Here is a 13,093-nt window from a genome sequence, read left to right on the forward strand (position 1 = left end):
TGCAAAACGCGGGAGGAGCAGATGCAAACTATCGACAGACGTGGATTTTTGGTGACGGCGGCGCTGGCCGGTCTCGGCGTGGTTGGTCTTGGTGCAGTGGGGGGCGGTTTTCGCGCGGCCGCGGCTGAGACCCGGCTTCGCTGCGTATGGTGGGGATCGGCCGACCGCAGCAAGCGCACCAACGATGTGATCGCCCTTTACCAGAAGGCTAACCCGCAGACGGAGATCAGCGGCGAAATGATCGCCGGTTCCGATTACTGGACCAAGCTTGCGACATCGATGGCGGGGCGCAACGTCGCCGATATCTTCCAGCTCGAACCTTCCACCATCGCCGATTATTCCGGCCGTGGCGCCTGCATGGAGCTGGACCAGTTCGTCGGCAAATCGCTCGATCTTTCGACCTTCGGCAAAAGCGAGGTCGATCTCTGCCGCATCGACGGCAAGCTTTACGGTGTCGGTCTCGGGCTGAATTCCTTCTGCATGATGTACGATGCCGACACGCTGAAGGAAGCCGGCGTTTCCGTGCCGCAGGACCAGATCACCTGGAAGGCGCTCTCGGAACTGGCGCGCGATTTCAAGAAGAACGCTCCGGCAAAACGGAACTACTGGGCGGTGCCCTATGGCGCACGTTATCACTATGTTTTCGATGTCTGGCTGCGCCAGCGCGGCAAGCTGTTGTTTCAGGACGGCACCATCGGCTTCAACAAGGAAGATGCGAAGGAATGGTTCGCCTATTGGGAGGATCTGCGCGAGAACAAGCTCTGCGTTTCCGCCGATATCCAGACGCGTGACGACAACACCATCGAATCCAATGCCCTGACGCTCGGCAATTCGGCCATCGGTTTTGCCTATTCCAACCAGCTTGTCGGTTATCAGAAACTCAATAAACAGACGCTGTCCATCGGCATGCTGCCGGGTGAGGGGCCGGGCAAGCCGACCGGGCATTATTACCGGCCGGGGCTCATCTGGTCCATTTCCTCCACCTCGACCAATGCGGAAGCGGCGGCGAAATTCATCAATTTCTTCGTCAACGATCTGGAGGCGGGCAAGGTGCTCGGCGTCGAGCGTGGCGTGCCGCCGGCCAAGGTCGTGCGCGAGGCCCTGTTGCCGAGCCTCAACGAGACCGAGCGCAAGACGGTGGATTATATCGAAAGCCTGTCTGGCAAGCTCGATACCTATCCGGAACCCGCACCGATCGGCGCCAACGAGTTCGACCGTGGCGTGATGCGCCCCATTGCCGATTCGCTCGCCTTCGGCCGCGCCAGCGTGGATGAAGCGGCGCAAAACCTCGTCGACACCGGCACGCGGACCCTGCGCAAGCGCGGCTGACGGCGAAACGGGCGCCGCCACACGGTATCGAGCCGTGTGGCGGTGCTCTTTTTTTCGTGAAGTGGCTGGGGTGAATGGCGCTTCACGCCTTTCAAAAGCGTCCGCATGACAAACAGCACTGGACAAGTGCATGGCATTTAAGCCAGAAATTCTGATCTGGATCGATAAATCTGAAGATTAGACTATGGCGCCCAATTTCCTCCTCGTTGATGCTGAAAAAGAATTCGATGTCCTGAAAGCGGCGGCATCGCTGATCCGCGTGCAGATATTGAAGCTGCTGCATGAGGCGAGCGGCCTCAACGTCAACGAAATTGCGCAGAGACTGGAGCTTCCCCAGTCCACCGTTTCCGCCGGCGTGGCCGTTCTCGAGGAAGCGGGGCTGCTGCGAACCGAAACGCGCAAGGCGCGCAAGGGCAACCAGAAAATCTGTTTCGCCACCTGTGACGAACTGATTGTTTCTTTTCGAAAACCCGAGGCGCCGGTCGCATCAAATTACATCGCGGTCGCCATGCCGCTCGGTCTTTACACCCAAAGTTCGGTAACCGCGCCCTGCGGCATCTGCTCGCCGGAGGGCATCATCGGCCTTCTCGATGTGCCCGATACATTCATGGATCCGGACCGCATGAAGGCGGCGCTGTTGTGGTTGACCTCCGGCTTCGTGGAATATCAATTTCCCAATAATGCCAAGATTCAGGGGCGGGAAGTCGAAGAAATCGAGTTTTCGATGGAGGTCAGCTCCGAAGTGCCGGGAACGCACAGCAACTGGCCGTCCGATATTACGCTATCTGTCAACGGCAGGGAAATCGGGGTCTGGACCTCGCCCGGCGACTTCGGCGACAAGCGCGGTGTCTTTACGCCGGACTGGTGGAAGCTCTCCGGTTCCCAATACGGCATGCTCAAGACCTGGCGCATCACCGCGCAGGGAACCTATGTCGACGGAACCCGGATTTCGGATGTGACGCTGGCGGATATCGATCTGGCTAGCCATCGCTCCATCCGCTTGCGCATCGAGGTCAAGGCCGACGCGAAACATCCCGGCGGGCTGAATATCTTTGGCCGCGGCTTCGGGAATTACGATCAGGACATCGTCCTGCGCCTGCGCACCGCGAGCTGATCCAGCCAATTTTCAAAAGTATGATTTTCGCGGTTGACAGGCGCGGATTCCCTCGGCAACTATATTATTAAATATGGTGTATATCATATTTTAAGATATAAATGCGCAGGGGAGGAGAGCCTTATGAAAGCGCGGGTTTCAGTCCACCGGGACTTCCGGATTGGGCGTATCGACGATCGTCTTTATTCCGCCTTCATCGAACATATGGGACGTGCCATCTATGGCGGCATCTATGAGCCCGGCCATCCGCAGGCGGACGCGAACGGCTTCCGCAGGGACGTTCTGAAATTCGTGCAGGATCTGAAAATTCCGGCCATTCGTTATCCCGGCGGCAACTTCGTTTCCGCCTATCGCTGGGAAGACGGCATCGGGCCGCGCGATCAGCGCCCCATCCGCCTCGACCTCGCATGGCGCTCCAAGGAAACCAACCAGATCGGCATCAATGAATTTGCCGACTGGGCGCAGATGGCCGGCATCGAGATGATGCTCGCCGTCAATCTCGGTTCCCGTGGTCTGGATGATGCCCGCAATTTCCTCGAATATGTGAATTTTCCGGGCGGCACCACGCTCAGCGATCTGCGCCGCAGCCACGGCGCGGAAAAACCCCACGGCGTGAAAATGTGGTGCCTCGGCAACGAAATGGACGGTCCCTGGCAGATCGGTCACAAGACGGCGGTGGAATATGGCCGGCTGGCCAATGAAACCGCCAAGGCTTTCAAGGGTTTCGATCCGACGATTGAAGCGATTGTCTGCGGCAGTTCCAATGACGGCATGCCGACCTATCCCGAATGGGAGCGCGAGGTGCTGGAGGAGTGCTATGAGAATGTCGATCACATCTCGCTGCACAAATATTTCGGCAATAACAGCCGCGACACGCTGAATTATTTCGGCAAGATCGAGGAAACCGGGCGCTATATCCAGACGATCGCCGGGGTCATCGATTACGTGAAGGCCAAGAAGCGCGCCAAAAACGAGGTTTCCATCTGCTTCGACGAATGGAACGTCTGGTATCACATCCGCGAAGAAGACGGCAAACGCATCAAGAGCTGGGACTGGCCGGAAGCGCCGGCACTTCTGGAAGAGACGTACAACTTCGAAGATGCGCTTTTTGTCGCCGGTCTGCTCAATGAGTTCATTCGCCGTTCGGACCGCGTGCGCATTGCCTGCATCGCCCAGCTCGTCAATGTCATCGCCCCCATCCGGGCGGAAAAGAACGGGCCGGCATGGCGGCAGACGATCTATTATCCCTATCAGTTCGCCTCGCTTTATGGCCGTGGCGTCGCGCTGAACGTCGCCGTCGATTGCCCGACTTACGATTGCAACGCGGCCGACGACGTCAAATATCTCGATGTTGCGGGTGTTTATGACGAAGCGGAAGGCGTCGTGACGCTGTTCGTGCTCAACCGCCATCTGACAGAAGCGGCGGAGATCGATGTCAGCCTCACCGGCTATTCATCCGCCACTCTCAGCCTGCATCTTGCCATGGCGGGATATGATCTGCGCCTCGGCAACGGGCCGGATCAGCCGGATCGCGTCGTGCCTGTGCCGGGCAGCGGCGTCGCCGTGGAGGACGGGGCGCTGAAGGGTTCGGTGCCTGCGCTGTCCTATCATGTGCTGCGGCTGAAGGTTCAGTGAGGCGGCCATGGGTGTCCGTCTCAACAATGTCGCCAAGTCCTTCGGATCCTTCGCGGCGATCCGGGATGTTTCGATGGAAATCCCAGCCGGCAGCTTCGCGGTCTTCGTGGGGCCGTCCGGCTGCGGAAAGTCCACCCTGTTGCGCATGATCGCCGGCCTTGAGGAAACCAGCGGCGGGCGCATCGCCATCGACGAGCGTGATGTCACCGCGGTTGAACCGGCGGATCGCGGGGTTGCGATGGTGTTCCAGAACTATGCGCTCTATCCGCATCTGACGGTGTTCGAGAACATGGCGTTCAGCCTGCGTCTTGCCAGCCGACCGAAGGCGGAGGTGACGGAGAGGGTGGGCGAGGCCGCGCGCGTCCTCCAGCTCGAGGAGCATCTGCACAAACGGCCCTCGCAGCTTTCCGGCGGGCAGAGGCAGCGCGTGGCCATCGGCCGCGCCATCGTGCGGCAGCCGAAGGTCTTCCTGTTCGATGAGCCGCTGTCCAATCTGGACGCTGAACTGCGTGTGCAGATGCGGCTGGAACTGACCCGGCTTCACCGCAAGCTGGGCGCGACGATGATCTATGTCACGCATGACCAGGTGGAGGCCATGACGCTCGCGGACAGGATTTTCGTGCTGAAGGGCGGCATCGTGCAGCAGGCGGGTGCGCCGCTCACACTTTATGACGATCCGGACAACCGCTTCGTGGCCGGTTTTATCGGATCGCCCGCGATGAATTTCCTGCGGGCCGATATCGTCTCGCAGGCGGACGGCATCGTGACGCTCGCGCCGGAGGGCGGTGCGGAGCATCTCAGGGCCGGGCTTGCCCAGTCCGTTTCCCCCGGCCAGCGGGTCGAGATCGGAATTCGGCCGGAGCATCTGACGATTACGGAACAGGGCGCCCTGCCGGTCGTCGTCGAGGTCGCGGAAGAGCTTGGCGATCTTTCCTACCTCTATACCCGCACCGGATCCGGGAAGGAAATCATCGTGCAGCGGCAGGGCACGCGGGAAAGGCTGGATGGCCGGTCGGTATCGCTTACCGCCTCGCCCGACCATGTCCTTCTCTTCGACGATGACGGCAAACGGTTGCGATAGGCGCGAGGAGGCGTCTTTCGAAACAGCAAACCATCCCTCGACGGGATGTTCGATCAAACGGGAGGAGTGAACGATGCGACTGATCAAGACATTGCTTGTTGGTGCGGCTCTGGGTCTCAGCGCCCTGCCGGCTCTCGCGAAGCAGGATATCATCTGGTGGGACTTTCTGTCGGGCGGTGACGGCGTGCGCATGAAGGCGTTGATCGATGCCTTCAACAAGGAACACCCCGACATCCAGATCAAGGGAACGACGCTCGAATGGGGCGTGCCCTTTTATACCAAGGTGCGCACGGCCTCCGCGGTGGGTGAGGGGCCGGATATCATGACCTATCACCTGTCACGCGCGCCGCTCGGCCTTGAAGAAAAAGTGCTGAGCGAAATCACCGAAAAGGATCTCGAGGATGCGGGGCTGAAGACCGGAGACTTCTTCAGCGCACCCGTGGATGCGGCCACCCAGAACGGCAAACTCTACGCCGTGCCGTTCGATATCCACGCGCTTGTCCTTTATTACAACGCCGATCTTCTCAAAGGCTCGCCCTATCTCGACGCCGAGGGCAAGCTGACCGGCATCAAGACGATCGAGGATTTCGAGAAGGCGCTGGCCTGGGCGAAGGACAATGGCGTTGAGACGCCGATCACCTATCAATCGGGTGGCGAAGGCGGGGTGTGGCGCGTCTTTTATACGCTGCTGTCGCAACAGGGCGGCGAACTCGTCACTGAAAAAGAGGTTCTCGCCGGCGACAATGCCGAAAAGGCGGCAAAGGCCATCGAGACCATGTCCAGATGGCGGGAAAACGGCTGGGCCCCGGAACAGGCGGAATATGAAGCCTCGGTGGCGCTGTTTTCCGCCGGCAAATCCGCGTTCCAGCTAAACGGCGTCTGGGAAGTTCCGACCTACAAGGATCTGGAAAAGAACGGCAAGCTCGGCTTCAAATGGAGTGCGGTGGAAGTGCCTCCCCTGATGGGCAAGCGCGCCACCTGGGCGGATTCCCATGCTTTCGCCATTCCGAATGAAGGTGACAAAACGGTCTCCGGCGAAAAACGCGCTGCGGTAATGAAGGTGATCGGCTGGATGGAAAAACACGCCATCAGCTGGGCCGATGCCGGGCATATTCCGGCTTACAAGTCCATCACCGAAAGCAGCGAATACAAGGCGATGCAGCCGAATGCCACCTATGCCTCGCTGGCGGAAGCGGCGGTGTTCGATCCGAAGACCACCATAACCGGGGTCGCTTCGCCCGCCTATGACGCCGCTCTCAACGTCATCGCCCCTGCCATTCAGGGCTTCATGAGCAGCACCGACGCCGTGGAGCAGATCAAGGATGAGCTGCAGGGCAAGCTCAAGTAATCGACAGCCTGCCCTCCGGTTTGAAGCCGGAGGGCAGGCTGCAATGCGCAAGCTCCCGGAGACATTCCATGGCAATGATTGAAAACCGGCGCAAGAAATCGCTGATCGCGCTGTCGATGGTGACGCCGTTCGTTCTGGTCTTCACCACCTTCTTTCTTTATCCGCTGATAGAGATGGTGCGCATGAGCTTCACTGACGCGCCGCTGATCGGTGAGGGAAACTGGGTCGGCCTGGAGAATTACGCGAAGCTGCTGGGCGACCGCCTGTTCGTCACCTCGCTCAAGAACAACGGCTATTTCGTGCTTTTGACCGTCGTGCCCACGACCGTCATCGCCCTGATGATCGCTCTCGCCATCAGCCGCCTCTCGGGCGTGAAGCAGACGATTGCCATGAGCCTGTTTTTCCTGCCCTATGTGCTGCCGGTTTCGGTCGTCACCGAAATCTGGGCGTGGATGCTCGATCTGCAGTTCGGCATTCTCCAGCCGGTCATATCGCTGCTGGCGGGCAAACCCGTCGCCGTTTTCAAGAACCCCTACTGGGTCATGCCGATGGTCGCCATCGTCACCATCTGGTGGACGAACGGCTTCAATGTGCTGCTCTTCATCGCCGGATTGCGGAATATACCGGCCGAGCTTTATGAGGCGGCGGCTCTGGATGGCGCGACGACCTGGCAGCGCTTCCGCCGCGTCACCTGGCCGCTTCTGTGGCCGGTCACGGCGCTGGTGCTGACGCTGCAACTGATCCTGCAGCTGAAGATATTCGACCAGATCTATCTTTTAAGCGGCGGCGGGCCGTTCAATTCCAGCTTCGTGCTGCTTCTCAAGGTCTATCGCGAGGCCTTCCAGATGAACAATGGCGGTTATGCGTCTGCCGTCGCGACGGTGCTTTTCCTGCTGATCGTCATCGTTTCCGTTTTCCAGTTCCAGCTGCTGCGCATCCGGAGGAATTCATGAGCCCGATGAGAAAACTCGAGAACCTCGTTCTGACGCTGCTGACTTTTTCGGCGGCCCTCATCTGGATTTTTCCGCTCTACTGGAGCTTCGTCACCTCGCTTCGCGCCGATGAGAACGTTGCCGGCAACATGTCGCTTTTGCCGGACGAGTTTCGCCTCGGCGCTTATTTCAATGCGATATTCAATACCCGGCTGATGACCTGGTATGTGAACTCTATCGGCGTCGCCGTCATCGTCACAATTTCGGTGCTGTTCATTTCCATGCTCTGCGCCTATGCGCTGTCGCAGATACGCTTTCCGGGCAGGCGGCTGCTTTATGGCATAGTGCTGGCAAGCTTCATGGTGCCGGCGCAGACGCTGGTCGTCACCCAGTTCATCCTGATGAAGAACCTCAACCTCATCAACACCTGGGCGGGCATCATCCTGCCGCAGTTGATCACGCCCATCGTCATCATCGTCTACAAGCAGTTTTTCGACAGCGTGCCGAAGGAGATGCGCGAAGCGGTGGTGCTGGATGGCGGCGGCGAATACACGATCCTGTTCCGGGTCTATCTGCCGCTCAACTGGGGCATCACGACCGCCATGGCGATCGTGACCTTCATTACGGTATGGAACGCCTTCTTCTGGCCCTTCCTCGTGGTCACTTCCGAAAACATGATGACGATCCCGGTCGGTATCACCCAGGTCAACGACGCTTTCGGCGTCGCCTATGCGCGGCTGATGGCCGTCGCCATGCTGGCGGCCCTGCCGGTCATCATCGCCTATGTCATCTTCCAGCGGCGCGTGACGGAGGCGATCATGATTTCGTCGGGTGTGAAGGGGTGAATGGGCATTGTGCAGGGCAGTCAGTACCTCGTTCTTGAGAGCTGTGGCGTGGAAAATCTCCCTACCGCGAGCGCAATCGGCGCGATGGCGCGTTATTCAGGTGAAAAAACGATTGGCCGGTCGTTGCAGGCCAAGATGGTCGCGCAATGTCGGCCCCTCATAATCCTTGCGGAACAGCCCGCGCCTTTGCAGTTCCGGCACCACCTGCGTCGTGAAGTCGTCGAGGCCGGCAGGCAGGAAAGGGAAGGTGACATTGAAACCGTCCGAACCCTCCTCATGGAGCCATTGCTCCATCTCGTCGGCGATGGTCTTTGGTGTGCCGACGAAGGCAAGGCCCGCGTAACCACCCAGCCGCTGGGCAAGCTGGCGCACCGTCAGGCCCTCGCTTCGGGCAAGCTCGATCACCCTTTCACGGCTGGATTTGCTGGCGTTCGTTTCCGGAATATCAGGCAGGGGACCATCGGGATCGAAGCCGGAAACATCGTGGCCGAGCGCAATCGAAAGCGAGGCGATTGCGCTGTCATAATGGACGAGACTGTCGAGCCGGGCGCGTTTGGCCTTCGCCTCTTCCACGCTGTCGCCGACGAGAACGAAAGCGCCCGGCAGGATGACAATTCCGTCGCGCGAACGGCCAGCGGCGACGGTCCTGTCCTTGACGTCCTTATAAAAAGCCTTGCCCGCCGAAAGCGTGGGTGTTGCGGCAAAAACCACCTCCGCCGTCTCGGCGGCAAGCTGGCGTCCCGGCTCGGAAGCTCCGGCCTGCACGATGACGGGCCAACCCTGCACCGGGCGCGCGATGTTGAGCGGTCCGCGCACGGAAAACTCCGGTCCCTTGTGGTCCAGCACATGCATCTTTTCGGGATCGAAGAACAGCCCGCTGTCGACATCGCGGATAAAGGCGTCGTCGGAAAAGGAATCCCAGAGACCGGTGACGACATCGTAGAATTCGCGCGCGCGGCCATAGCGCTCGGCATGATTCGGCTGTTCCTCGCGGCCGAAGTTCCGGGCCGCGTCGGGATTTGATGTGGTGACGATGTTCCAGCCGGCGCGACCGTTGCTGAGGTAGTCGAGCGAGGCGAAACGCCGGGCGACGTGATAGGGCTCATCGAAGGTGGTGGAGGCGGTGGCGACCAGCCCGATGCGGGAGGTGACGGCGGCGAGAGCCGAAAGCAGGGTGAAGGGCTCGAAGGAGGTGACGGTGTGGCTGCGGCGCAGCGCCTCGGTGGGCATATTCAGCACCGCCAGATGATCGGCCATGAAGAATGCATCGAACTTCGCGGCCTCGAGCTGCTGTGCGAAGCGCGCCAGATGGGTGAAATTGAAATTCGCATCCGGGAAGGCGCCCGGATAACGCCATGCGCCCGTGTGGAGACTGACGGGCCGCATGAAGGCGCCGAGATGCAGTTTGCGATCATTTGCCATTGGGCTTCACTTTCGTCGATGTTTTGGCTTGCGCGGCGCGTTGCGGAGAGCTGCAGCCGCAGGCAGGGCTTTGCTTGTCGCGACGATATCCCCGCCGGGGGATCGGCGCGGCAAAGACTATTCCGATTATGATTTCCGAACCGAAAGATTTTTGCTGAAATTCTGCATCTGGCGATGATCCCGTGGCGGTAGCCGCTCGGTCGTCTTTGAAGTGCAACGGCGCAGTGGCCGCGGCAAGACAGTTGGCGACGGATGCTTCTCTGTCAAATGCCTATGAGAAAACGTATCAATATCAGTATATTAAACATGTTTTCTAATATGACTTATCCGGCTTGGTCATCCGACATCATCGCTTCCGGAGCCGGTGCGGGTGGACTATATCCGAAACCGCACCGGACACGTCTTGTACGGCCGCTAAACCGCCAGCAGTTTCTCGTTACCGATACGGGTGGTTTCGACGGCGGCTTCCGTTTCGATCCGCTTGCCGGTGGCCGGGTCGAAGAAATGGAGGTGGACGGGGGGGAGGTCCAGATGGATGCGCTGGCCGGGTTTGACCGAGAGATCCTCGCCGATGGCGGCGGAGAAGGTCTCGCCGGCGATATCGGCATGCACGATGCGGCCCGAGCCCAGTTCTTCGACGAAATCCACGATCGCCGGCACGCCGGCGCCATCCGTGCTGACGACGCATTGTTCCGGGCGGATGCCGACCGTCACGTCGCGGCCGCGCAGTTCTAGCGCGGTTTCGGGGAAAAGTTTGACCGGCGTGCCGGCGAGCATCACGGCAGCGGATTCCACCTCCACCCTTGTGCTGAACAGGTTCATGGCGGGCGAACCGATGAAGGACGCGACGAAGGTGCTGGCGGGACGGTGATAGATATCCAGCGGATGGCCGACCTGCTCGACATTACCCCTGTTCATCACCACCAGCCGGTCGGCCAGCGTCATGGCTTCCACCTGATCATGGGTGACGAAAATGGAGGTGGCGGAGAGGCGCTGGTGCAGCTTGCGGATTTCGGCGCGCATGGTCACGCGCAGCTTGGCGTCGAGGTTGGAGAGCGGCTCATCGAAAAGAAACACGGCAGGTTCGCGGATGATGGCGCGGGCCATGGCGACGCGCTGGCGCTGGCCGCCGGAAAGGGCCGCGGGCTTGCGCTCAAGATAATCGGAAAGGCCGACGATCTTTGCGGTCTCCTCGATGCGGCGCTGGCGTTCAGCCTTCGGAACGCCGGCGACTTTCAGCGCATAGCCGATATTGCCGGCCACCGACATATGCGGATAAAGCGCGTAGTTCTGGAACACCATGGCGCAGCCGCGCTCGCGCGGTTCCAGTGTGTTGACCACCCGCCCGCCAATGGCGATCTCGCCGGAGGTGATGTCCTCCAGACCGGCGATCATGCGCAGAAGCGTGGATTTGCCGCAGCCTGATGGGCCGAGGATGACGACGAATTCGCCGGAGTCGAAAGTGAGGTCCACGCCGTGCAGGGTGGGCGTCTTGCCATAGGATTTGCGGACCTGACGAATATCGATCTGAGCCATGATGGGAAAACCTTGTTGTTGAAAGCCGCGCTGTTACTTGTCGGACGAGACGAGGCCGCGGACGAACCAGCGTTGCAGGAAGGCCACGACGAGAAGCGGCGGCAGGATGATGATGAGGGAACCGGCCAGCGTGACGTTCCAGTCCGGCGTGCCGTCATCGGCGGGCAGAAGCGCGCGCAGCGACATCATCACCGTCTTGTAGGACGGATCGGTGATCATCAGCAGCGGCCACAGATACTGGTTCCAGGCGTAAACGAACATGATGGTGGTGAGCGCCAGCATGTTGGTGCGCGACAGCGGCAGCAGCATGTCCACGAAGAAACGCGCCGCACCCGAACCGTCCATGCGCGCGGCCTCCGCCAGCTCGTCCGGGATCGTCATGAAGAACTGCCGGTAGAGAAAAGTGCCGGTGGCGGTGGCGATCAGCGGCAGGGTGAGGCCGGCATAGGAGTTCAGCAGGTTCCATTCCAAGGTGACCTCGATGCCGAACAGGCCGAGGATGGAGCGGAACGGCTGGAACAGATCGGCGGCGACCGAATAGGTCGGCACCACGCGCACTTCGAGCGGCAGCATCAGGGTGATGAACACCGTCCAGAAGAATAGATGCCTGAGCGGCGAGCGGAAGAACACGATGGCGAAGGCGGTGAAGGCCGAAAGGGCCACCTTGCCGATGGTCACCAGCGTCGCCATGATGATACTGTTGAGGAGGGCGTTGCCAAGATTGGCGCGTTGCCAGGCCGCCTGCGCATTGGTGAAGAATTCGCCCTGCGGCATGAAGCTGAAGGGGACGCTGTTGACCTGCTGGACCGACTGGCTGGCGCCGGAAATGACGACGATGAAGGGGCCGATGAGCAGGAAGAAGCCGGCCACCATGATCGCATAGGTCAGGGCGTCGGCATAGGGTGTGCGCTGGATCATCGCCGCCTCACTTGTAATGGACTTGCCGCTCGACGAAGCGGAACTGGATGAAGGTGAAGACCATGATGAGCCCGATGAGGACGAGGCTCTGCGCCGAGGCGCCGGAATAGTTCAGTCCCTCGAAGGCCTCGCTGACGATGCGGTAGACCATCACTTCGGTGGCGTGGTTGGGGCCACCCTCCGTGGTGGAGGCGACGATGCCGAACGTATCGGCGCCGACGAAACCCTCGGTCATCATGATGACGGTGAGGAAGAACAGTGTGGGTGCAAGCAGCGGCACCTGAATGTCGATGGCGCGGCGAATGGGCCCGGAACCGTCCATGGCCGCGGCCTCGGTCAGCGAACGCGGCACGGATTGCAGGCCGGCGAACAGGAAGATGAAGGTGTAGCCCGCCCATTTCCAGATGAAGATAACAATGACGAGGATGAGCGCGTGCTCGCCATATTTGGCCGGGTTCCAGATATCGGGCCACCAGGCATTCAGCGATGCGGCGATGCCGCGTTCCGGCGACAGGATGAAGCGGAAGGCCATGCCGGCGGCGGGACCGGCGATCGCATAGGGCAGGATATAAAGCACCCGGAAAAAGCCGGAGCCGGGAAGCTGGCGATCGACCGCAAGGGCGAGCACGAGGCCGATGAGGATCGCGAAAAACGGCCCGGCGACCGCAAATATCAGGCTGGTGAGGATCGATTGCCAATAAAGCGGATCGCCGAAGGTTTCGATGAAATTGGCTAAACCGACGAATTCCGCCTGGCCGCCGAAAGGCGGCTCCAGGGTGAATGCCCAGTTCAGCACTGCCGCAACCGGCCAATAGAAGAACAGAAGGATAAGCAGAAACTGCGGCAGGGCGAAGAGCACAGGCAGCCATGTGCTTTTGAAGACGGTACGCTTTTCCATTGGAGTCCGGCAGAGTTCGAGATTTCGGCGGGCCT

At 60.2% G+C, this 13,093-nt stretch carries 11 protein-coding genes; 7 read left to right on the forward strand and 4 right to left on the reverse strand.

What is annotated here, in order from left to right; genetic code table 11:
* Positions 1 to 21 precede the first annotated feature (21 nt).
* The 7 genes from F3H58_RS21625 (at position 22) to F3H58_RS21655 (ending at position 8,284) form a co-directional block, all read left to right on the forward strand.
* A complete protein-coding gene (locus F3H58_RS21625; protein ID WP_149743716.1) occupies positions 22 to 1,329 on the forward strand; it encodes an ABC transporter substrate-binding protein in 1,308 nt (435 codons plus the stop codon).
* A 184-nt stretch (positions 1,330 to 1,513) separates the two neighbouring features.
* On the forward strand, positions 1,514 to 2,443 hold the full coding sequence (locus F3H58_RS21630) for an ArsR/SmtB family transcription factor (protein ID WP_149743717.1): 930 nt from the start codon (positions 1,514 to 1,516) through the stop codon (positions 2,441 to 2,443).
* A 123-nt stretch (positions 2,444 to 2,566) separates the two neighbouring features.
* Positions 2,567 to 4,078: an arabinosylfuranosidase ArfA gene (gene arfA / locus F3H58_RS21635; protein WP_059757155.1), complete on the forward strand. Its 1,512-nt coding sequence runs from the start codon at positions 2,567 to 2,569 to the stop codon at positions 4,076 to 4,078.
* A 7-nt stretch (positions 4,079 to 4,085) separates the two neighbouring features.
* On the forward strand, positions 4,086 to 5,159 hold the full coding sequence (locus tag F3H58_RS21640) for an ABC transporter ATP-binding protein (protein WP_149743718.1): 1,074 nt from the start codon (positions 4,086 to 4,088) through the stop codon (positions 5,157 to 5,159).
* 73 nt (positions 5,160 to 5,232) lie between these two features.
* Positions 5,233 to 6,507 carry an extracellular solute-binding protein gene (locus tag F3H58_RS21645; RefSeq protein ID WP_149743719.1) on the forward strand — a complete coding sequence of 425 codons (1,275 nt, stop codon included), beginning with the start codon at positions 5,233 to 5,235 and terminating at the stop codon, positions 6,505 to 6,507.
* Positions 6,508 to 6,575: 68 nt separating this feature from the next.
* Positions 6,576 to 7,460 carry a carbohydrate ABC transporter permease gene (locus F3H58_RS21650; protein ID WP_188129017.1) on the forward strand — a complete coding sequence of 295 codons (885 nt, stop codon included), beginning with the start codon at positions 6,576 to 6,578 and terminating at the stop codon, positions 7,458 to 7,460.
* On the forward strand, positions 7,457 to 8,284 hold the full coding sequence (locus F3H58_RS21655) for a carbohydrate ABC transporter permease (RefSeq protein WP_149743720.1): 828 nt from the start codon (positions 7,457 to 7,459) through the stop codon (positions 8,282 to 8,284). The genes F3H58_RS21650 and F3H58_RS21655 overlap by 4 nt, the downstream gene beginning before the upstream one ends.
* 96 nt (positions 8,285 to 8,380) lie before the next feature.
* On the opposite strand, the gene F3H58_RS21660 is transcribed toward F3H58_RS21655, so the two are convergent.
* The 4 genes from F3H58_RS21660 to F3H58_RS21675 all read right to left on the reverse strand — a co-directional run bounded on the left by F3H58_RS21660 (position 8,381) and on the right by F3H58_RS21675 (position 13,058).
* On the reverse strand, positions 8,381 to 9,706 hold the full coding sequence (locus F3H58_RS21660; protein WP_149743721.1) for an LLM class flavin-dependent oxidoreductase: 1,326 nt from the start codon (positions 9,704 to 9,706) through the stop codon (positions 8,381 to 8,383).
* 414 nt (positions 9,707 to 10,120) lie between these two features.
* Positions 10,121 to 11,242 carry a sn-glycerol-3-phosphate import ATP-binding protein UgpC gene (locus F3H58_RS21665; RefSeq protein WP_149743722.1) on the reverse strand — a complete coding sequence of 374 codons (1,122 nt, stop codon included), beginning with the start codon at positions 11,240 to 11,242 and terminating at the stop codon, positions 10,121 to 10,123.
* Between the two features lie 33 nt (positions 11,243 to 11,275).
* A complete protein-coding gene (locus tag F3H58_RS21670) occupies positions 11,276 to 12,160 on the reverse strand; it encodes an ABC transporter permease subunit (RefSeq protein WP_149743723.1) in 885 nt (294 codons plus the stop codon).
* Positions 12,161 to 12,167: 7 nt separating this feature from the next.
* Positions 12,168 to 13,058 carry a carbohydrate ABC transporter permease gene (locus tag F3H58_RS21675; protein ID WP_065656065.1) on the reverse strand — a complete coding sequence of 297 codons (891 nt, stop codon included), beginning with the start codon at positions 13,056 to 13,058 and terminating at the stop codon, positions 12,168 to 12,170.
* Positions 13,059 to 13,093 lie beyond the last annotated feature (35 nt).

The organism is Rhizobium sp. NFACC06-2 (genome assembly GCF_900101425.1).
In the GTDB taxonomy this organism is placed as follows: domain Bacteria; phylum Pseudomonadota; class Alphaproteobacteria; order Rhizobiales; family Rhizobiaceae; genus Agrobacterium; species Agrobacterium leguminum.